The organism is Mycolicibacterium mageritense (assembly GCF_010727475.1).
Classification (GTDB): domain Bacteria; phylum Actinomycetota; class Actinomycetes; order Mycobacteriales; family Mycobacteriaceae; genus Mycobacterium; species Mycobacterium mageritense.
Window position 1 is genome coordinate 1,077,919 of record NZ_AP022567.1, and the last position, 21,465, is coordinate 1,099,383.

General features: G+C 68.1%; 17 protein-coding genes. 3 read left to right on the plus strand and 14 right to left on the minus strand.

What is annotated here, in order from left to right:
• Nucleotides 1-80: 80 nt before the first annotated feature.
• The 8 genes from G6N67_RS05210 to G6N67_RS05245 form a co-directional block, all read right to left on the minus strand.
• Nucleotides 81-530: a type II toxin-antitoxin system Rv0910 family toxin gene (locus G6N67_RS05210; protein ID WP_036433725.1), complete on the minus strand. Its 450-nt coding sequence runs from the start codon at nt 528-530 to the stop codon at nt 81-83.
• A 3-nt stretch (nt 531-533) separates the two neighbouring features.
• Entirely contained in the window at nt 534-713 is a 180-nt protein-coding gene (locus G6N67_RS05215) for an antitoxin (protein WP_036433724.1), read from the minus strand.
• Nucleotides 714-783: 70 nt separating this feature from the next.
• The gene (locus G6N67_RS05220) at nt 784-3,270 is read right to left on the minus strand and encodes an HAD-IC family P-type ATPase (RefSeq protein WP_036433723.1); all 2,487 of its coding nucleotides are present in this window, start codon (nt 3,268-3,270) and stop codon (nt 784-786) included.
• 28 nt (nt 3,271-3,298) lie between these two features.
• Nucleotides 3,299-4,882 (minus strand): serine hydrolase, encoded by a 1,584-nt coding sequence (locus tag G6N67_RS05225; RefSeq protein WP_051578807.1) that lies wholly within the window; start codon nt 4,880-4,882, stop codon nt 3,299-3,301.
• Between the two features lie 35 nt (nt 4,883-4,917).
• Nucleotides 4,918-6,024 carry an MBL fold metallo-hydrolase gene (locus G6N67_RS05230; protein WP_036433721.1) on the minus strand — a complete coding sequence of 369 codons (1,107 nt, stop codon included), beginning with the start codon at nt 6,022-6,024 and terminating at the stop codon, nt 4,918-4,920.
• 1 nt (nt 6,025) lies between these two features.
• Entirely contained in the window at nt 6,026-6,760 is a 735-nt protein-coding gene (locus G6N67_RS05235; RefSeq protein WP_036433720.1) for an enoyl-CoA hydratase, read from the minus strand.
• A 42-nt stretch (nt 6,761-6,802) separates the two neighbouring features.
• Nucleotides 6,803-8,926 carry an amylo-alpha-1,6-glucosidase gene (locus tag G6N67_RS05240; RefSeq protein ID WP_036433719.1) on the minus strand — a complete coding sequence of 708 codons (2,124 nt, stop codon included), beginning with the start codon at nt 8,924-8,926 and terminating at the stop codon, nt 6,803-6,805.
• Nucleotides 8,923-10,077: a glycosyltransferase family 4 protein gene (locus tag G6N67_RS05245; protein ID WP_036433718.1), complete on the minus strand. Its 1,155-nt coding sequence runs from the start codon at nt 10,075-10,077 to the stop codon at nt 8,923-8,925. Before G6N67_RS05245 ends, G6N67_RS05240 begins: the two co-directional genes overlap by 4 nt.
• Nucleotides 10,078-10,201: 124 nt before the next feature.
• Between G6N67_RS05245 and G6N67_RS05250 the strand changes: the two genes are divergently transcribed.
• Nucleotides 10,202-11,674, plus strand: a complete 1,473-nt coding sequence (locus tag G6N67_RS05250; protein WP_036433717.1) for an acetyl-coenzyme A carboxylase carboxyl transferase subunits beta/alpha — start codon at nt 10,202-10,204, stop codon at nt 11,672-11,674.
• Nucleotides 11,675-11,691: 17 nt separating this feature from the next.
• Here the strand turns inward: G6N67_RS05250 and G6N67_RS05255 are convergent, their stop codons facing one another.
• Nucleotides 11,692-13,698 (minus strand): YhgE/Pip domain-containing protein, encoded by a 2,007-nt coding sequence (locus G6N67_RS05255; protein ID WP_110798430.1) that lies wholly within the window; start codon nt 13,696-13,698, stop codon nt 11,692-11,694.
• Nucleotides 13,698-14,432 (minus strand): ATP-binding cassette domain-containing protein, encoded by a 735-nt coding sequence (locus G6N67_RS05260; protein ID WP_036433715.1) that lies wholly within the window; start codon nt 14,430-14,432, stop codon nt 13,698-13,700. The genes G6N67_RS05255 and G6N67_RS05260 overlap by 1 nt, the downstream gene beginning before the upstream one ends.
• A gap of 55 nt (nt 14,433-14,487) precedes the next feature.
• Between G6N67_RS05260 and G6N67_RS05265 the strand changes: the two genes are divergently transcribed.
• On the plus strand, nt 14,488-15,186 hold the full coding sequence (locus tag G6N67_RS05265; RefSeq protein ID WP_036433714.1) for a hypothetical protein: 699 nt from the start codon (nt 14,488-14,490) through the stop codon (nt 15,184-15,186).
• Between the two features lie 7 nt (nt 15,187-15,193).
• Complete coding sequence (locus G6N67_RS05270) at nt 15,194-16,033, plus strand: VOC family protein (RefSeq protein WP_036433713.1); 840 nt, start codon at nt 15,194-15,196, stop codon at nt 16,031-16,033.
• Here G6N67_RS05270 and G6N67_RS05275 read toward each other — a convergent pair.
• From G6N67_RS05275 to G6N67_RS05290, 4 genes are all read right to left on the minus strand, one after another.
• Nucleotides 16,011-16,415 (minus strand): hypothetical protein, encoded by a 405-nt coding sequence (locus tag G6N67_RS05275; RefSeq protein WP_036433712.1) that lies wholly within the window; start codon nt 16,413-16,415, stop codon nt 16,011-16,013. The genes G6N67_RS05270 and G6N67_RS05275 overlap by 23 nt on opposite strands.
• 3 nt (nt 16,416-16,418) lie before the next feature.
• Complete coding sequence (locus tag G6N67_RS05280) at nt 16,419-18,356, minus strand: primary-amine oxidase (RefSeq protein ID WP_036433711.1); 1,938 nt, start codon at nt 18,354-18,356, stop codon at nt 16,419-16,421.
• Nucleotides 18,353-19,810 carry an APC family permease gene (locus G6N67_RS05285; protein ID WP_036433710.1) on the minus strand — a complete coding sequence of 486 codons (1,458 nt, stop codon included), beginning with the start codon at nt 19,808-19,810 and terminating at the stop codon, nt 18,353-18,355. The genes G6N67_RS05280 and G6N67_RS05285 overlap by 4 nt, the downstream gene beginning before the upstream one ends.
• Before the next feature lie 76 nt (nt 19,811-19,886).
• Nucleotides 19,887-21,395 (minus strand): aldehyde dehydrogenase family protein, encoded by a 1,509-nt coding sequence (locus tag G6N67_RS05290; RefSeq protein WP_407663325.1) that lies wholly within the window; start codon nt 21,393-21,395, stop codon nt 19,887-19,889.
• Between the last annotated feature and the right edge of the window lie 70 nt (nt 21,396-21,465).

The following is a 21,465-nucleotide window of genomic DNA, read 5'->3' on the forward strand; positions in this document are numbered from 1 at the left end:
TTTTAGCGCGAACAGACGCGCAGGTACCCGAAAACCGCGATTTTCGGGTACCGCCGCGTCTGCTCGGCGGAGAAAGGTGACTACGACGGTGCGTAGAGCGCCTTGAACTTGTTGAGCGACTCCTGGATGTCGCCTTTGAGCGCGGACGCCACCACCATGCCGATCGGACCGAACAGCGCCGGGCCGCCGAGATGGACGTCGAACGTCACGGTGGCGCCCTCGGCGCCGTCGACCGGCGCGGGCTTGATCTTTCCGATCAGCTTGACTTTGACCCCGCCGCGGCCGTCGCCGTTGAGGGTCAACGAATGCGGCGGCTTGTAGTTGACGAGGGTCCATTTGACCCGGTTGAGCATGCCCTTGACCTCGACGATCGAGTCGATGACGGTGCCCTTCTCAAGGGTTTCCGGCAACTTCGACCGCCAGGCGCGGTGGATGCTCAACCACTCGTCGTAACGGGACAGATCGGAGGCGTACTCCCACGCCTTCTCCGGCGGCAACGGCACATCGACGGAGACTGACAGTTTTGCCATAGGTTACTGCTGGGGCCCTTCTTTACGGATGGCGTTCTTGGCGGCATCCTGCGCCTTGTCGACATGCTGGCTGTACTTGCCCTGCGTCTTCTGATCGAGGACGTCACCGGCCTTGTCGATCGCCGTGTCCACCTTGTCGGCGTTCTTGGAAAGCAGATCTTTCGCCTTGTCCAAAAATCCCATTTGCCCACCCTATCGTCTGAGATTCACCGGAACGCGGGGCGCGTTCCGTTGCCAGTGTCCCGCGTGCCAGCTATCTCCACAAGCGGCGCCGTTCACCCAGCATGGCACCCTGTACCCACCACAGCACCTCGATGAGCGCCGCGCCGATCACGCCGATGCCCAGCGCCATGAAGGTCAGCTGCGCATTCGACGGATCGAGCATGAACAGCTTCTGGGTGACCGGCATCGCGAAGATCAGCACGTAGGCCAGCACTGATACCGCGACGAGCAGTACCCGCCACCACTCGTAGGGCCGCGCCACCACCGACAACACCCACACCGACGACACCAGCAACGTGATCAGGGCGGCGGTCGACGCTTGAGTCTGCTCGGTGACCGACGCCGCCTTGCCCTGATAGGCCAGCAAATAGCTGACGAACGTAACGGTGCCGACGACAAGCCCCGACGGCAGCGCCGAGGTCATCACGCGGCGCACGAACCCCGAATGGGCGCGCTCGTTGTTCGGCGCCAGCGACAGGATGAAGGCGGGGATACCGATGGTGAACCAGGCCGCGATCGTGACGTGGATGGGCTGGAACGGGTACAGCAGCGGATCGGTGCCGAAGATCTTCGCGGACAGCCCGGCCAGCCCGACCAGGATCGCCAGCAGCACCGAGTACACGGTCTTGGTGAGGAACAGGTTGGAGACCCGCTCGATGTTGCCGATCACGCGGCGGCCTTCGCCGACGACGTACGGCAGCGTCGCGAACCGGTTGTCGAGCAGCACGATCTGCGCCACGGCGCGCGAGGCCGAACTGCCCGAACCCATCGCGACCCCGATGTCGGCGTCCTTGAGGGCCAGCACGTCGTTGACGCCGTCGCCGGTCATCGCGACGTTGTGCCCCCGCGATTGCAGCGCGTGCACCATGGCACGCTTCTGATCCGGGCGCACGCGGCCGAACGTGGTGTATTCCTCGAGCGTCTCCGCGAGCGCGTCGGACTCTTCGGGCAGGCGACGGGCATCCATCGTCTCGCCGTGCAGTCCGAGGGTGCCGGCCACCGCACCGACCGAGACCGCGTTGTCGCCCGAGATCACCTTGACCGTGACATGTTGGGAGGCAAAGTAATCGAGGGTGTCGCGCGCATCGGGGCGGACGCGTTGCTCGAGCACGACCAACGCGACGGGGGTGACGGCGCCGGGTGCGTCGGGCGCGTCGACCGCCCGATCGGACGAGCCCACGAGCAGCACCCGAAGCCCCTGCGCACCGATCTGCTCGGCCTGCTCGGCGGCCGGAGAGGACGGATCCAGCAGCACGTCGGGTGCGCCGATCACCCAGTTGCCGTGCTCGCCGTAGGACGCCCCGCTCCATTTGGTGGCCGATTTGAACGGTGCCGTCGCGGTCGCCGTCCATCCCGGCGGCTGCGGGTAGGCCTCCGCGATGGCCAGCATGCTGGCGTTGGGCCTGGCATCGTCGGCGGCCAGCTGCGCGAGAACGTCGGCGACGGGATGATCCGCCAGCGACTGCAGATCGCTGACCCGCATACCGTTTTCGGTCAGCGTGCCGGTCTTGTCCGCACACACCACATCGACGCGGGCCAGGCCTTCTATGGCCGGCAGCTCGTTGACCAGACACTGCCGCCGGCCGAGCCGGATCACGCCGACCGCGAACGCGATCGACGTCATCAGCACGAGTCCCTCAGGCACCATAGGCACCAGCGCCCCGACCATGCGCAACACGGGTTCGTGCCAGACGGCGTCGGTGGTGAAGATCTGGCTCATGATGATCGCGAGCGATTCGCGCCAACCGCCGTCGTTGTCGACGATGTCGTGGAAGGTCTTTTGGAGGGACTCCAGGATCCGGGGATCGGTGGTGAACAACTGGGTGTAGATGATCAGCAGCCCGGCAGGCACCAGCATGTAGGTGATGACCTGCAGGATCTTGTTGATACCGTTGCGCAGTTCGGATTTGACCAGGGTGAACTTGCTGGCCTCCTCGGCGAGCTTGGCCGCGTAGGCCTCTCGGCCGACCTTGGTCGCCCGGTAGGCGCCGGTGCCCGCCACCACGAAACTGCCGGACATCACGGTGTCGCCGACGTCCTTGGCGATCGGATCGGCCTCACCGGTGAGCAGGGATTCGTCGACCTCGAGGTTGGCTTCCTCGATGAGCTCGCCGTCGACCACGATCTGATCGCCCGGCCCCAGCTCGATCACGTCGTCGAGCACCACCTCTGCGGGCAGCACGGCCCGGCTGCCCGACTCCCGCCGCACCGTGGGCTTGGCCTGCCCGACGATCGCGAGCTTGTCCAGCGTCTGCTTGGCCCGGATCTCCTGGATGATGCCGATCGCGCTGTTGGCGATGATGAGCAGCCCGAACGCGCCGTTGATGATCGACCCCGTCGACAGCACGATGATGAACAGCACACCCAGGATCGCGTTGATGCGCGTGAACACGTTGGCGCGCACGATCTCCGAGACACTGCGAGCGGCCCGGGTGGGCACGTCGTTGGTCTTGCCGTCGGCGACGCGCTTGGCGACCTCGGCGTCGGTCAAACCCGCGGAGGTAGTGGTCAGCGTCATGGCATCTGTTCTTCGCGCAAGCGGCTCGTCATCGCGTGAAAGTCCCCATCCCGTCCTCGTCGTAATACTCCAGAACAAGTTTCGCGCCTGCGAAGGTCGCCTTCGAAACCGAGCCCGGAGGCGAGTTCTCGGTGACGAACGCGAACGTGAACACGTCACCGTCCCAATGTTTCAGCGGCACGGTCAGTTTCGGGCCCAGCGCGAGCGTCAGCGCACCGCCGTGCTCGGTGACGCGTGCGGTGCCCCAGTACGGGTTGGTGTAATCGCCGACGTAACGTGACAATGGCGCGGCAGGCGCGGGATGCGCGGGGGGCTGCTTGCCGACGAGCGATCCGACGGGCGCGGACAACGGCGCAAGACCCTTGCTGTACAGCTCATACCAATCCTGGCGGACCTCGCCGAACTGTACGAGGTCGGCGAACTGCGCGGTGAGCGCCTCGGGCACCCCCGACGGCGTGGCATTGGTCAGCGCCACGATGGCCACATCCGCCGACGGCAGGATCAGCAGGTTGGTGCCCGCGCCGAGTTCGAACGCGCCCGAGTGGCTGAGCTGGGTCCGCGCGGCCGACGTGGTGCCCACGTTGAAACCGTAACCGTAGAAGCCCGACCGCATAGCGGGCTGCGTCGCGCGATCGGACGTCACCTGCGGCGTCAGCGCGGGCAACAGCGCGGCCTCGTCGATGATCTTCTCACCGTCGTGAGTTCCGTTGCCCAGCACCATCGCCAACCAGCGCGCGACGTCGTCGACCGACGAGCTGACCCCACCCGCGGGCGCCTGCGGGTCAGCGTCGCGCACGAAGTCCGGGCGGTAGCCGCCGTCGATGCGGATGTGCCCGAGCGCGCGGTCGGTCCGGGCCTCGAAGTCGGCGAACCGGTAGCTCGTCGACGTCATGCCCAGCGGCCCGAAGACCGCGTCGTCGGCCAGCACGTCCCACGGCTTGCCCGCGGCCATCGCGACCGCCTCGGCCCCGGCGGTCAGCCCGAAGTTGGTGTAGGCGTAGGAAATCCGGAACGGGCCGAGCGGCAGCTGACGTAACCGGTCGAGCACCTGGCGTCGGTCGTACCCCATGTCCTCCAGCAGATCACCGGCATGGTCGGGCAATCCCGAACGGTGCGAGAACAGGTCACCGACCGTCACCATCCGGGTCACCGCCGGATCCGACAGCGCGAACCAGGGCAGCTTGTCGACGACGGGCGTGTCCCAGCCGACGGCCCCGACCCCCACCTGCTGGGCCACCACCGAGGCGCTCAACGGCTTCGACAAGGACGCCAGCTGGAACACTGTGCCGGGGCCCACCCGATTGTCCTCACCGGTACCGGCCCTGACGTCTTTGACTCCAAACCCTTTGGCGTAGACGGTCTTTCCTCCGTGTACCACGGCAACGGCCAGGCCGGGGACGCCGGACTTCGACATCAGTTCGTCAGCGAGGCCGTCCAGTTTGGCGACCGCGTTGTCAACGGCGTTCTCCGGCAACGGCATGGCAGGCACGAGCGGTGGCGGTTCATCGATGAGTGCCGGGGCGGTGCGCTCGGCGCACCCGCCCAGCAGGACCAGACTCACGGCCAGCGCGAGAACCCGCTTGGTGTCCACAACAGGCGAGTATGCCCGCATTCGCGCCGGTACTACGGGCATCTACGCGCATTGCCTCACAACTGCCACCACGGATCGACAACCGGTGAATCCCGGTCCACCCGCTGCCCGGGCTTGGGCAGCGCCAGCTGCACACCGGCCGGTTCGGCCGCGGCCAGCAACCGGTGCACGGGCTCGGCCCACGGATGCGGCGCGAGCCGGAACGTCGCCCAGTGGATCGGGACCAGCAGCCCGGACTCGGTGACGTCGAGGTGTGCGCGCACGGCCTCCTCGGGGTTCATGTGGATGTCGGGCCAGGCCGGGTGGTAGGCCCCGATGGGCATCAGGGTCAGGTCGAAAGGTCCGTGCTGCGAACCGATCTCACTGAAGCTCTTGGTGTAGCCGGTATCCCCGCCGAAGAATGCGCGATGCGCAGGCCCGGCGATCACCCACGATGCCCACAACGTGGTGTTGCGCTTGAACATGCGCCCCGAGAAGTGCCGCGCCGGGGTGCACACCAGGGTCAGCTCGCCGATGCGATGGCTTTCGTTCCAGTCCAACTCGACGATGCGCGACTCGGGAATGCCCCACTTGCGCAGGTGCGCCCCGATGCCGAGCGGCACCACGAACGGTGCCCGCTGGGTACGGGCCAGCCCGATCACGGTGTCGATGTCGAGGTGGTCGTAATGGTCGTGGCTGATGATGATCGCGTCGATCGCGGGCAACGCGTCCAACGCCAGTGGCGGCTCGTGCAGGCGCGAGGGCCCGACCACTCGCGACGGCGAGCAGCGTCGGCTCCAGATCGGATCGGCAAGCACGCGGTATCCGTCGACCTCCAGCAGGGCGCTGGAATGGCCGTACCACGACACCGCGCACTCCCCTGCCGGCCCGTCGGCCGGGTCGGCCAGCGGGATGGTGCCGCGAGGCCAGCTCGCGCCACGAGATCCGAACATCTCAGTGATCAGCAGGCGACGCTCTTCGCGGTCCATGCTGATGCCCGGCGCGGCCGGTTCGATGTTGATGAACACGCCGTCGGCGTACTGCGGTGACCGCCGGGCCACCGGCCGGATGTCCCGCGGTCTCGCTCCGACGGCCGCCGAGGTGCCGCTCAGTGCGCGCACCAGCCAGCCACCGGCCAGCAGGGATGCCGACCGGACGCCCAACCGCAGCGCCGCGCGGAGCATGTCAGGCCCCGGTGAAGTTCGGTGGCCGCTTCTCGATCCGGGCCACCTGCGCTTCGATGACGTCAGGGCTGGCCCAGGCCCTGTCGAACAGCTCCTTGTGCTCAGGCCACTGTTCCTCGTACGCCCCGTCGTCGTTCAGCACGCGCTTGGCATGCTGCAGCGCCAGCGGCGCGAATCCGGCGATCTCGGCGGCCCACTTCTGCGCGTCGGCGAGGGTTCCGATGCGGTTGGCCATGCCGGTTTGCAGCGCGGTGTCGGCGCTGAGCCGTTCGGCGGCCAACAGCATGCCGCGCGCCCGGCCGTACCCGACCAGTGAGGTCAACCTGCGGATGCTCCAGTTGTCCAGCGCCAGACCGTACTTCGCCACGGGGAACTGGAAGTAGGCGTCCGGCGCGACGACGCGCAGGTCGCAGATCATCGACAAGATGACGCCCGCGCCGATCGCGGGCCCGTTGATCGCACCGATCACCGGCACCGGGGCCTTGTCGATCGCGAGGTTGAGCGCCAGCGCCTTGTCGGGCAGCTTCTCCGCCATCCCCTGGGCGTCGGTCAGGTCTGCACCGGAGCTGAACACCGGACCCGCGCCGGTCAGCACGATCGCGCGGATGTCCTGCTCGGCGGCATGCTCGACCGCCTCGCGCAGGCTGTCGACGAGCTCGCAGTTCAGCGCGTTGCGCCGCTCGGGGCGCTGCAGTTCAAGGGTCAGGACATTGCCGTCCCGGGTGACACCAATCATGTCGCCAGCCTAACCATGTGATCTGATCCCGCTTGCCCGTGCTCAGTTCTGCGAGGTGACCAGCTGCCACTCTTCCGGCAAACCTGTGACCTCGGCCGCAGCACCCTCGGCTTCGATCCGGACCGTTGCCTCGCCGAGGCGCAGATCGGTCAGGGCCACCCGCCCCCACACCTTCGGCAGCTGCGGACACACCGTCAACCGCCGGTGCGGTACGTCGGGTTCGAGTCCCAGAAACGACCGGACCAGCAACAGCGGTGCGGCACTGGCCCACGCCTGCGGGGAACACGACGTCGGGTACGGCACCGGGGTGTGGAACTGGGTGCGCGGAAACCCGCAGAACAACTCGGGCAGCCTGCCGCCGAACGCCGCGGCCGCGTCGAGCAGTCCGACCGCAAGCCGTTCGGCCAGCTCCACGGCCCCGGGCACATGCCGGTACCGCAGCAGACCTGCCACCGCGATCGCGGTGTCGTGCGGCCACACCGACCCGTTGTGGTAGCTCATCGGGTTGTACGCGCCCATGGTGGTGGCCAGCGTGCGCAGCCCGAAGCCCGAGGTCATTTCCTCACCCGCGAGTCGCTCGACCATGACCGCGACGTGTTCGTCGGTGGCGATACCTGTCCACAGGCAGTGCCCGACATTGCTGGTGAGGGAATCGACCGGGCGCTTGTCACCGTCGAGCGCCAACGCGTAATAGCCCCGGTCGGGCAACCAGAACGCGTCGGCGAACCGGGACTGCAACGCCGCAGCGCGATCGCGCAGCCGTCCGGCAGTGGCAGGTTCGCCGAAGGCGTCGGCCAGATCGGCCCGCGCCCGCAGCGCCGCGTACTGGTAGCCCTGCACCTCGCACAGCGCGATGGGTGGATCGGCCAGATGACCGGCCGCGTCGGAGATCGCGTCGAAGCTGTCCTTCCAGCCCTGGTTGATCAGGCCACGATCGGTGGCCCGGCGATACTCGATGAACCCGTCGTCGTCGCGGTCGCCGTAGCGCGTGGCCCAAGCCAGCGCGGCGTCGGCCGCGGGCACCAGCGCCCGCACCTGTTCCTCGTCGCCGCCCCACCGCCAGCATTCGGCGAGCAGCATCACGAACAGCGGCGTGGAGTCGATCGAGCCGTAGTACGTCGAGCCGCCCAACACGTCGGCACTCGCGGGGCCCCGGCGGATCTCGTGCAGGATGCGGCCCGGCTGCTCCTCGGTCAGCGGATCGACGCGGCGCCCCTGCGCACCGGCCAACTGCTGCAGCGTTCCGATCGACAGCCCCACGTCCAGCGGTAGCGACATCCAGGCGGTGAGGAGACTGTCACGGCCGAACAGCGTCATGAACCACGGCGCGCCCGCCGCGACGAACGGACGCCCGTCGGCATCACTGATCAGCAGTGCGCCCAAATCACTTTCGGTTCTGCGCACGGTCTGGGCCAACACGGCGTCGTCGGTCTCGACAGTCGTGGTGGTGTCGCGCCACGCCTCGATCTTGCGGACGGGTTCGCTCGATCCGAGTTGCTCACCTCGGCGGAACCGGGTCTTGATGCTGTGGTTCGCCCACGTGGGGTCGACCACGATCTCGGCCTGCCAGGTGCCGCGCGGCGGCACCACGATGCGCCACCGGAAGGATCCGGGCAGTGCCGTCGGGTTTCCCGACGCCGTGACCTTGACACCGCGGACCCGGTTCGCGCGGTCGGTGAGCACCAGTTCGTTGTCGATGAGCGTGAGCTCGGCACCACTGATCGGCGCACGTCCCTCCTTGACCGTGAACAGGTCGGCGAAATCCGCGTCCGCGAACAGCTCAAGCGCCACCACGGTCGGCTCGACGTCGAGGTTGTGCAGCGAGATCGTCTCGCGCATACCGTCGGCGACGAGCCGGTCACGCACCAGCAGCAGCGTGCTGTCGGCCACGCCGACCCGTGGCGCACGGCGCATGATGAACTGGGCCGCAAACGCTTCCGGGGTCTGCACCGACAACGGCTCGGGCGGCTGGCCGTCGACGTGCAGCTGCCACCGCGACAGCACGCGCGCATCGCGGAAGAACAGGCCGTGGGAGCGGCCCGCCAGCACGTCTCCGCGGCGTTCGGACAGGCAGAAGGTGCCGCCTTCCACCAGGGTCACCGTGTCGCCACCGGAGCCGATGCCGGCGGGCTCACCGCCGTTGAGTACCGACGGCACCGAGGTCATGCGCTGGCCCGCTCGGCCACGTCGGGCGGCAGCACCTCACGCAACGCCAGGGGGCGGCCCGCGTCGAGCACCGACCGGTAGATGTCCTCGTAGCCCGAACCGAACCGGCCAACGCCGAAATGCGCGGCGACGTGCTTCCGGCAGGCCGCCGGGTCGAGTGCCTTCGCGCGCTCCATCGCCGCGGGAAGCTCGTCCGGCGAGTCGCAGATGATGCCCGTGACACCGTCGACGACGACCTCGTCGACCGCGCCGCCGCGCAGCGCGACGACCGGTGTGCCACAGGCCATCGCTTCGATCATCACCATGCCGAACGGCTCCTCCCACTGGATGGGGAACAGCAGGCACCGGGCGCCTGCGAGCAGCTTGCGCTTGCTCACCGCGTCGGCCTGACCGAACACGTGGTCGTCACCGGTGAGGCGCGGGCGCACCTGTTCCTCGAAGTACGCCTGCTCAGGTGGTTCGTTGCACTTGCCTGCCAGCACCAGTCGCACGCCCGCCGCGTGTGCGGCGTCCAGGGCCAGGTGCGCGCCCTTGTACGGCGCATACCGCCCCAAGAACAGTGCGTAGTCGCCCTTTTCGGACGAGAAGGGCCATTCGTCGATGCGCAGCGCATTGTGAACGCGGCCAACCCAATTCAGGTCGGGAGCCAGTTGCCGTTGCCGATCGCTGATCGCGATCAACCCGATGTCGTCGCCGAGCTCGCGGTAGTAGGGATACAGGTCGTCGTCGATCGGGCCGTGCACCGTGGCCACGGTCGGTAGGCCGAGAGCGCGGTAGGCCGGCGTGTTGAGCGGGCCGGCGAACGTGTGGTCGTGCACGATGTCGACGCCCTCGCTCGCGGCGAGCCGCTGAATCGCGCGGCGCACCTTCACGGCGTGCATGACCTCGGGGTACGGCTCACCGAGGCGGTCGGGAAGCGTTCGGTCCCAGAGCGGTTCGAACCGGGCCGCAGTACCGGGCGTGCCGGCGCCCAGCACCGTCACCCGGTGCCCACGGGCGGTCAACGCGTCGGCCAGATCGGCGACGACGGCCTCGGTACCGCCGTAACCCCTGGGCGGGATGTCGAAATAAGGGGGCGCGACAAGCACGATCCGCAGCGGATCTGCTACGTCGGTATTGCTGGCATCACGGGGGAATTCGTTGCCGCTCACGGGATTAACCTCCTGTTCGACTCAGCGGCTGCGTTAGCACTCTCATCCGACGAGTGCCAATTATGGCGATAGTCGGCCGACTCCGCCACTCCGCCCCCGCGGCGAGTCGGGTTAGCCTTCTGCTGTGAGTCGGATCGGCGCCCACGCGCTTCGAGATGCCGTGCTGGACGAGGGATCGTTCGTCAGCTGGGACGCGCCACCGCTGGCTGTCGCGACCAGTGACGCCTACCAGCGCGAATTGGCCGACGCGCAGGCCGAGACCGGTCTCGACGAATCGGTGCTGACCGGCGAGGGCACGGTGTTCGGCCGCCGCGTCGCGGTGGTCGCGTGCGAGTTCGACTTCCTGGCGGGTTCGATCGGGGTCGCGGCCGCCGAGCGCATCACGGCCGCGATCCAGCGCGCGACGGCCGAAGGTCTGCCGTTGCTGGCGTCACCGAGTTCGGGCGGCACGCGCATGCAGGAGGGTACCGTCGCGTTCCTGCAGATGGTCAAGATCGCCGCGGCCGTCGAACTGCACCGGCGCGCGCACCTGCCGTACCTGGTTTACCTCCGGCACCCCACCACGGGCGGCGTTTTCGCGTCGTGGGGCTCGCTGGGCCACGTGACCGCGGCCGAGCCAGGAGCGCTGGTGGGGTTCCTCGGGCCACGCGTGTACGAGCACCTCTACGGCGAGAAGTTCCCGTCGGGCATCCAGACCGCGGAGAACCTGCACGCCCACGGCGTCATCGACGGTGTGGTGCCGCTGGAACTGTTGCGCGACACCTTGGACCGGACGCTGCGCGTTGTGGCCGACCCGCCCGGGCCGCCGCCCGTTGCCCCGGCGCCCGAACCCCTGCCCGACGTGCCGGCCTGGGAGTCGGTCAAGGCGTCGCGCCGTCCCGACCGCCCCGGCGTCGGCTACCTGCTCAAGCACGGCGCGACCGATCAGGTGCTGCTGTCCGGCACCGAACGGGGCGAGGCCGCGACGACGCTGCTGGCCCTGGCCCGGTTCTCGGGTCAGCCCGCTGTGGTGCTCGGGCAGCGCCGCATCGTCGGCGGGCTGGTGGGCCCGGGTGCACTGCAGGAGGCGCGCCGTGGCATGGCCCTGGCGGCAGGTCTGCGGCTGCCGTTGGTGCTGGTGATCGACACGGCCGGGCCGGCGCTGTCGACCGAGGCCGAGGAAGGCGGCCTGGCCGGCGAGATCGCCAGGTGCCTGGCCGAACTGGTCACACTGGACACCCCGACGGTGTCGGTGCTCATGGGTCAGGGCAGCGGTGGCCCGGCGCTGGCGATGGTGCCCGCCGACCGCGTGCTGGCCGCGCTGCACGGCTGGCTGGCGCCGCTGCCACCGGAGGGAGCCAGCGCGATCGTCTACCGCGACACCGAGCACGCGCCGGAACTCTCTGCGGCCCAAGGCATCCGGTCGGCCGACCTGCTGCGCGACGGAATCGTCGACGTCGTGGTGCCGGAACATCCCGACGCCGCAGACGAGCCCCAGCAGTTCACGGCCCGGCTCTCGGCGGCCATCGCGTCCGAGCTGTACCAACTGAGCACGCTGCCCGCAGCCGAGCGCCTCGGCATGCGCCTGCACCGGTACCGGCGGATCGGGCTGGGCTGAGCCCGGCGAGCCGGCGATCACACTTCGATCGGCGGGTGCAATCGATCCATGGTGTACTGCCGGTTTCGCCTGGCCGCCCATGAACTCGCGGCCAGCGACAGCGCGAGCACCCCGCCGAGCACCACGATCGCCACCCACAACCGCGCGTCGATGCCGCCGACGATCAGCTGGCGAAGTCCGTTGACCGCGTACGTCATCGGGTCCACGGGGTGCAGGATCTGGAACGGTTTGGCGGTGGTCTCGACGGGATAGATGCCGCCGGACGACACCAGCTGCAACATCAGGAAAGCGAGCGTCACCACGCGGCCCACCGATACTCCGAACACCGCGTTGAAGGCCTGGATCAGCGCCAGGAACGTCGCCACCACGAGCACCAGGAACGCCACCGTGGCCAGCGGGTACTTGACGTGCAACCCGACCGCGAAATGCACAACCACATACATCACCGCGACCTGGCAGACCGCGATCAACAACGCGGGCCAGTAGGATGCCAGCACCACCCGCAGCGCACCCAGGCCGTTGACCACAGGCCGGGATTGCAAGGGTTTCAACAACATCCAGGTGATCAGTGCGCCGATGAACAGGGCCAGCGGCAGGAAGAACGGCGCGAACCCGGTGCCGAACGTCGCGGCCGGGTTGTCGGTCTTGAGGTCCAGCGCGACGGGTGCGGCCAGCGTGCGGGCCACCTCGGTGCGCTGCTGCGGCGTCCACGACGGCACCTGCGTCGAGCCCTGTTTGAGCGCGGACGCCAGCTGCCTGCTGCCGTCCTTAAGCTTCGTGGTGCCGTTCGCCAGTTCACCGGCGCCACTGGATAATTGGCGGCTGCCGTCGGTGAGCTGCACCAGCCCGCCGGTGAGCCGCTGGGCACCGGTGTCGAGTTGATGCGCACCGTCGCGCAGCCTGACGACGTCGGCACGCAGGCCGCCGTTGAGCGCCTTGGTGATGAACGTGCGCAAGTTGCTGTTGGGGTCGCCCAGTTCGTTCTCGAGTTGGGCCGCGTTGTCCCGCAAGCGGATCAGGCCGTCGTCGGTGGTGGGGTCGATGCCGCGCGCGGCGAGCAGCCGCTGCGCGCCTGCCAGGAACTCGCCGGTGTCCCGGACGGTCGGATCGGGACTGTTGCGCAGCATGCCGACGGCCTGGTCCACGATCGCCGCGGCCTGCGCCTGGTCGATGTTGAGCGCCGCGATGCGGTCGGTGGTCGAACGCACCGCACCCGACAACCGCTGGGCCGCCATGCCGACGTCGTCCGGGTTGAGCCCGAGACCGCCGACCCGGTCCAGCACCGTCAACAAGGGGTCGGTCGCGGTGTCGACCGCCTTCGACAACTGCCTGGTGCCTGCCGCCAGCTGGGCCGAGCCGTCGCGCGCGGTGACCAGACCCGTGTTCAGTGCCTGCGCGCCGTCGGCCAGCCGGTGCGCGCCGTCGTCGGCCGCGGCATTGCCGTCGGCCAGTTGCTGCGCACCGTCGGCGGCCTTGACCAGCCCCGCGCCGGCATCGGTCAGACCCGTGAGCACCGTGCCGACCGTGCGCTCGCCGATCTTGGCGTTGATCTGGTTGATCACCTCGCGCGCGGCGTTCTGCCCGATGATCGAACCAAGGTAGTTGTTGGCGTCGTTGAACGTGAACCGGATCTTGGCCTGCTCAGGCGAGCCGCCCGAAGGCGACGCGATGTTCTCACTGAAGTCCTGCGGCAGCGTGATCGAGAAGTAGTACTTGCCGCTCGCGACGCCGTCCGCGGCCTCGTCCGTCGACACCCGGTGCAGTTGCAGCTCACCCGAGTCGACCAGCGCGTCGGACACCTCGTCACCCGCCTTGACCAGCTGCCCTTGCGTGACGGTGCCCCGGTCCTCGTTGACCAGGGCCACGGGAACCTTGTTCACCTCGCCGAACGGATTCCAGAACGCCCACAGGTACATCGCGCCGTACAGCAGCGGCATCAAGATGATGGTGATGACCGCGACGCGCGGCATGGTGCCCCGCGAGAAGCGCTTGAGGTCGGTGCCCAGCGACAGTCCGGCAAGCACTATCGACCGCCTTTCTGCAGTCCGGCGAGTTCGGCGTGGGTCGTGTTGGCCACCTCGACTTGGGCCCGAACCCCGGGATGCGACACCGGATCGGTGGACGCGGTGATCACCGTCTGGCGCTCGCCGAGGGCAATCAGCCGGTCCAGCAAGGCAATCCGGTCCTGGTTGCCGGTGATGCGGTCGAGATTGCCGACCACGAGCAGGGCGGGGGTCGCGGTGTTTGCCACCGCGATACGCAGCAGCAGCTGGTCGAGCTCGGTGAGCTCGTCGACGTAGGCACCCAACCCCGGCAACGGGCGGTCACCGAACACCGGCGCCAGCACCGTCGTCAGCTCGTCCGGCCCGGCCGGCCGTACCCTGCGATACCAGGGCGCATCCCAGCGCAGCTGCTCGGTGACGACGTCGCGCACCGTGACCGATTCGGCCAGCGCATCGAGCTCATCGATCCCGGCCAGGGCGGTGTTGGCGAAGATGTCGGCGGCGCGGCTGCGGTCGAACACCGTGACCTGACCGTCCACCGGGCGCATGCGGCCGGCCAGCGTCATCAACAACGCGGTGCGTCCCGCGCCCGACGCGGCCACCAGCACCGTGACGCCGCCCGCGTCGATGTCGAGGTCGATCGGGCCGTACACCGGCCCCCACGGGCCCCGCATCGTGATCCCCCGAGCGGTTATCGCAGGTGGGTTCTGCTCGTCCTCGTCGGCACCATCTGGTTCGGGACTCAGCTGAGACATGGGCCAATCACAGCACATCGGTTGCGTATGCGAGAGACCACGGCGATCGGCTGGCATGCTGGAATTCGTGGAGCCTCTGCTGCAGTTCGCAGGGAACTTCTGGTGGCTGATCTTTCCGCTGGGAGGAGTGATCGGCGGCGGTGTCAGGGCCGTCGCCGCCGCCAACGAGCGCCGCGCCGAGCGCAGACTCGAGCGGTACCGGATCAAACAGCAGACCAAGATCGAGATGGCCCGCGCGGCGTCTGCCGCACAGTCTTCCGACGCATTGCGGCACCGCGAGTTGCGCAAGCTGCTCGACGCACACGACCGCACCAACGCGCGGTGGCTCGACTACGAGATCGACATCGCCAAACTGCTGGACTTCCCGGTCATGACCGACATGCGCGACCCGCTGACCATCGCGTTCCACAAGGCCCGCGGTCGTGCCGACCTGCTGCGGCCCGACGACGTGGCCGACCCGGACCGCGCGGCGCAACTCGAATATCGCGACGCCGTGCACGAATACGTGACGGCGTTCGACATCGCCGAAGCCGAGGCGATCCGGCGGCGGCGCAGTGACTTCTCGGCCGAGGCCCAGGAGCGGCTGGCCCGCGCTGCGCAGCTGCTGCGGCTCGCATCCGACGACGGCGCGACGCCGCAGGAACGCCAGAGCGCCTATGCACGGGCGCAGAAAGAACTCGACGGGTTGATCGTGCTGCCCGCGACCACGAGGGCGAGCATCGAACGCAAGGTGCTGGGCGAACTGGAGGCGTGAGGGACACATGACCGAGGCAAGGACGTATCCGGCAGGCGTGCCGTGCTGGGTGGACACCGACCAACAGGACGTGGCTGCCGCCCAGGACTTCTACGGCCGGCTCTTCGGCTGGACGTTCGAGAACGTGCTACCCGACGACGTCCAGGAGGACTATCTGATCGCGACCCTCGACGGCAGGGACGTCGCGGCGATCGGATCGGCGCACACCGGGGACGAGATCACCTGGAACACCTACATCGCGGTCGAAGATGCCGACGCGACGGCTGCGGCGGTGACGGCGGCCGGCGGGGCCGTGCCACGGGAACCCGTCGACGCCGGCCCCGGTGGCAGGCAGGCCGGATGCGCCGATCCGCGCGGCGCACACTTCAAGCTGTGGCAACCGCGGCGCAGGCTGGGCGCACAGCTGGTCAACGAGCCGAACACCTGGAACTTCAGCGACCTGCAGACCACGGACCCGGATGCGGCAGCGGCGTTCTACGGACCCTTGTTCGGCTGGGAGTTCGACGACACCGGCTTCGCCACGATGATCCGCCGCCCGGGCTACGCCGATCACCTGGCCGCCACGATCGACCCCGGCATCAAGGAACGTCACGCGGCGACCGGAACCCCGCCGGGCTTCTCCGACGCGATCGGCTGGGTCGGCCGGTTGACCGACGAGCAGTTGCCCGAGCACTGGCAGGTGACGTTCGCGGTGGCAGACCGCGACGGTTCCGCCGAGTTGGCCGAAAAGCTCGGCGCGGCAGTCGTTTCCAGTGACGATACGATGTGGGCCAAGACCGCGCTGATCCAGGATCCGCAGGGCGCCCGGCTCGTGTTGAGCCAGTTCACGCCGCCGGAAGGCTCGTGACCGATCGGTCGCGCGTGCGGTAGTACAGCACGGTCCCGGCGATCACGACCTCGACGAGCGCGAGCGACACGGTCAGGTTCATCAGGGTGGACTGTGCGGGCAGCGGCCCCGCCCCGGCCCCGTGATGATGCGCGGGCATGGGCGTGTGCAGTGCGATCATCGCGAGATTCATCAGGGCGACGGTGCACCAGATCCCCGGGGTGCCACGCTGCCACAGGTCACGCGCGCAGTACAGGCAGCCGACGATCATCACGACGAGCAGACCACCGATGACGGCGTTGCCCGCATGGCCGAGCATCAGCACGTGCAGCAGCGCTGACGTCGCAGCGAGCAGCGCACACGCCCGCCGCCCGAGGACGGCGGACGTGTGAACAGCGGACATGACCTAATCCTCGCAGCAATGCGACTTCGGCGCTGCCGGAACGTTCAGGGCGGGATTGCGATCGAAGAACGACACCGGCTTGAGCTTGAACCCGGCGTAGTCGACGGGCATGACCGGCCAGTCCTCGGGCCGCGGGAAGTGCGTCAGCCCGAACGTGTGCCACAGCACGATGTCCTCGTTCTCGATGTTGCGATCCCCGGCGACGAACGCAGGCAGCCCGTCGCCACCGGGATGCTGGTTGACCAGATGACCGGCCGGGTACCGCTGGGCCGCATCGTATTTGGTCACCCAGAGGTGCTTGGTGGTGAACGCGGCGCGTGCGGCGACCGAGCTCGACGGGTCGGCCAGCAGTGTGGGCTGCCCTTCCGGATACAACGCATAGGATACGTTCTGGCCCAGCCGGTTCTGCTTGTTCGGGTTGACGATGTGCCAGACCCTGGCCTTGAGGTTGTCGGCCGTGCGCATCGCGCCCAACTCGTGGGTCAGCTTGGTCTTCTGCTGCGTGAAGCCGTTGCCCCACGGATTGTCGGGGCCCATCGGTGCGGCGACCGCGTCGACCTCCTCGACCGTGTTGGCATGCCCGTCGACGGCCATGTCCAGCCGCGCCGAGAACAGGTGCTGGTGATACGGCGCACCCAGGCCCGGTGCCAGCTCGGACGCGAACTGATCGGGAGCCCGGTACCCCGACGCGAACACCACACCCGTGGCCTTGACCTCCATCTCGATGGTGCCGTCGAGGTACAGGTACCAGTAGAACCCGTAGTCGTAGTTGCCGATGGTCAAGAAGAACGAGATCACCAGGCGCCGCGACCGGCGCACCTCGGACATGCCGTTGAACATGTCGACGTGCTTCCACAGCACGCCGTAGTCCTCCTCGTGCAGGCAGATCGCGTTCTTGATCACCCGCGGCTCGCAATGCTCGTCGGCGATCGTGGCGTCGAAGTACTTGATCTCACCGAGACAATCGCAGCCCAGCTCAAGGGAATTCGTGTACCTGGCGAACATGTACTCGCCCTGGTCGAAATAGTTGATCCAGTACCGCGACGGCGACGGATGCGCGTAGGGCACCACCATCTCGGCGATCGACGCACGGTAGATCACCGGGCGCTCGGTGTCGCCGTCCTTGAGCGAAAGCTGGTGCAGCGTCAGACCCTCGCGAACGTCGAAGCCGAACCGGAACGACCAGTCGGCCCAGGTGATCTTGTTGCCGTCGACCGTGAAGCTCGGCCCCTCGGGCTGCGTGATCTCGATGGGCTTGAGGTCGGTACGCGTCGGCGTCGCGTGTGGCTCGGCATCCCACTCGGCCCGCTCGCTCGGGAAGGGCAGTTCATCGTGATCGACGACCGACATGACCGACTTCGCCGTGAGGTCGATATGGGCGACGACGCCGTCGATCGGGTGTCCCCACGGCAGGTCGGCCTCGTCGAACTGGTAGAAGCCCAGCACGCGGGCGACACGCTTGCCCACCTCGTCCTCATGGCCGAATGCCCCGGCCGACAACGGAAGTGCACGCACCTTCTCCGGTTCCAGGCCGCGCTTGCGCATCGCCGCCAGCCATTCGTCACACTGCAGCAGGATCGCCTCGACGTCACCGAATTCCTCGTCGAGAACCGGAACCTGGCCGTCGGTCACCGGGTCCACATCGTGGCGGTACACGATCTGCCCTTCGGTGATCGACACGATCAGGTCGGTGCCCTGGCCGCTGTCACGGTCCAGCATGATGACCCGGGCCCGCCGCTCGATCGGATCACCAGGCGTGAACGACAACACGACGTTCTTGTGCGGCTCCTCCAACGCGGCGTAGACGAATCGGCCGCTCTCGCCCAACAAGCCGTTCTCGTCGATGATGCGGCGCACGGCACGGATCTCGTCGGCGCTCAGCGGCGTGAGCGGATGGTCGGGCGCGACCGTTTTCTGAACGGACTCGATGGTTGCGGTCATCGTGCGATCTCCTTTGCGATATCGGGGTTTTCGTCTTGGTGTCCGGCATGGGGGCGGCCGATCGCGACCGCGATACCGCCGAGGAAGGCGCCGGCCAGCAGCACGCCGATGATGGCGGCCAGCGTGTCGGAACCGCCGACCAGCAGCGGCAGGTTGACCGCGGTCATCACCGAAAGCACCGCAAGGCCAACGAAGCCGAGGGTGGGTGCGATCACGGTGTGCCACGGCCGGGTGTCGAAGCGGGTGCGGCGGAAGTAGACGACGACGGCTGCCGATGTCAGCGTCATCAACACCACGATTCCCACCGACGCCGCGCCGACGAACCAGGTGAACACCTGGGTGACCGGGTCGAGTTGCGCCACGACGGAGGCGACGACCAGCACGAGCGCCGAGACGGTCTGCACGACCGAGGCGATGTGCGGGGAATCGTGGCGCAGGTGCGAGCGGCCGCACCGCTCGGGCAGCGCCCGGGTGTTGCCGAGCGAGAAGATGTAGCGCGCCAGCACGTTGTGGAACGACAGCAGTGCCGCGAAAAGGCTTGTGATCAAGAAGATCTGGACCAGGTCGCCGGCCACCGAGCCGACGTAGCGGATCGCGGTGTCGGTGAGCATGTTGGCCGGGTTGTCGGTGGCCTGCGCGACGGCGCCCGCATCGCCCCACGCGGTCACCATGGCCCAGCTGGACAGCGCGTAGAAGCCGCCGATGAGCAACAGCGCGACGTAGGTCGCCCGCGGGATCGTGCGAGCCGGGTCGCGGGCCTCGTCCCGGAACACCGCGGTGGCCTCGAAGCCGATGTAGCCGGCCAGTGCGAAAATGAGTGCGATTCCAGGGGCGCCCGAGAAGAAATTGCCGGGATGCAGCACCGCCGTCGACAGTCCCTCGGCACCGCCGTGGCCGATCACCGCGACGTTGATCACCAGCACGATGCCGACTTCGCAGACCAACAGGACACCGAGTACCTTGCCGGACAGTTCGATGTGGCGGTAGCCGAGCGTGCCGACGATCGCCATCATCGCGAGTGCGTAGGCGTACCACGGCACCGCGGGACCACCATGGCTCGTGACGAGCTCGCCCAGTGCCGCACCGATATAGCCGTACACACCGCCCTGCACGGCCGTGTAGGACAGCAGGGCCAGGAACGCCGCGCCGAGCCCGGTATGCCTGCCGAAACCGTGCGCGATGTAGGTGTAGAACGCGCCGGCCCCGCGGATGTGGCGCGTCATCGCGGTGAACCCGACCGCGAACAAAAGCAGCACGACCGTGCAGACGCCGTACGAGGCGGGGAACGCGGCGCCGTTACCCGCCGCGATACCGATCGGGAACGTGCCCGCGACCACGGTCAGCGGCGCGGCGGCCGCGACGACCATGAACACGATCGCGGTAGGGCCGAGCTTGCCCGCCAGGCGGTGGGCCTGGCTCCCGGCGCTCATCCGCAGAACTGCGTCAGTTGACATGGCATTTCTTTCGGTGGAATTGGATATGGCGGGTCAAATGAGAATTGCGGTTCCGCCGAATTCTCATTTGGCTTGTTCAGAGCGCAATATTGACGGCCTTGGTCTGGGTGTATTCGGCGACTGCGCCCTCCCCCAGTTCGCGGCCCCAGCCGGATTGTTTGTATCCGCCGAACGGCAATGCGGTGTCGAACGCGTTGTGGCAGTTGACCCACACCGTGCCCGCCTTGATCTGCGCGGCCACCCGGTGCGCGGTGGACACGTCGCGGGTCCACACGCTGGCCGCGAGCCCATAGGGCGTGTCGTTGGCGGCCTCGCGGACGCCGCGGTCGCGGTTGAACGGCACCGCCACGGCGACCGGCCCGAAGATCTCCTCCTGGTAGACGCTGAACTCACGGTCCACGTCGACCAGCAGCGTGGGCTGCACGTAGAAACCGGTGTCGCCGTGCCTGCCGCCGCCGGCCAGCGCGCGGGCCCCCTGTGCGATGCCGGCGTCGAGATAGCCCGTGACCTTGGTGAGCTGCTCGCGCGACACCAGCGGGCCGATGTCGTTGGCGGGATCCAGGCCCGGACCGATCCGCAGGCCGGCGGCGTGCTCGGCGACGCCCGCGGTGAACTCGTCGAAGATGGCGTCCTCGACCAGCAGCCGGGTGCCCGCGGTGCAGGTCTGGCCGTGGTTGAACAGGAATCCCGCGGCCACCCCGGGGATCGCGGCCTCCAGATCCGCATCGGCGAAGACCACCTGCGGGCTCTTGCCGCCGAGCTCGAGCGAGACTTTCTTGAGGTTGCCCGATGCGGCGTTGACGATCTTGCGGCCCACCTCGGTGGATCCCGTGAAGGCGACCTTGTCGACGCCGTCGTGCGCGGACAGCGCGGCGCCGATGTCCCCGAAGCCGGTCAGCAGGTTGAACACGCCTGCGGGCACACCGGCCTCGGCGATCACCTCGGCCAGCAGCAGCGCGGTCAGCGGGGTCTGCTCGGCGGGTTTGAGGATCACGGTATTGCCGCACGCCAGCGCCGGTGCGACTTTGAACGCGGCCATGACCAGCGGGAAGTTCCACGGGATGATCTGGGCGCACACGCCGACGGGCCCGCGCAGCGTGAAGGCGTGGAACGTCGCACCCGGAGCCCACGGCACCGACACCGGGATGGTGCGGCCCTCGATCTTGGTGGCCCAGCCGGCGTAGTAGTGGAAGATCTCCGCGGCCCACGTGACGTCGACGGCCTTGGCGACCGCTACGGACTTGCCGTTGTCGATGCTCTCCAGCTGGGCGAACTGGTCGGCCCGCGCGGTGATGCCCTCTGCGATGCGCCACAGCACCTTCTGCCGCTCGGCCGGGGTCATGGCCGGCCACGGGCCGTCTTCGAAGGCGCGCCGGGCCGCGGCCACCGCGCGTTCGACGTCCTCGGGACCGCTGTGCGGGACGGTGGTGATGACCTGCTCGGTGGCGGGGTCGACGGTGTCGAACCGCCGGCCGGACAACGCGTCGACCCGTTGGCCGTCGACGAACATGCGCCGGGGCGCGGCGGTGAATTCGACGGTGCGTGGGTCCAGTTCTGAGCTGAGCACGGATGTCATGAACGTCATGCTTACGCATCGATGTGGTGCGCGTCACCACTTATTTCGAATGAGTATTTCGCTGTTTTCCATTCTCATT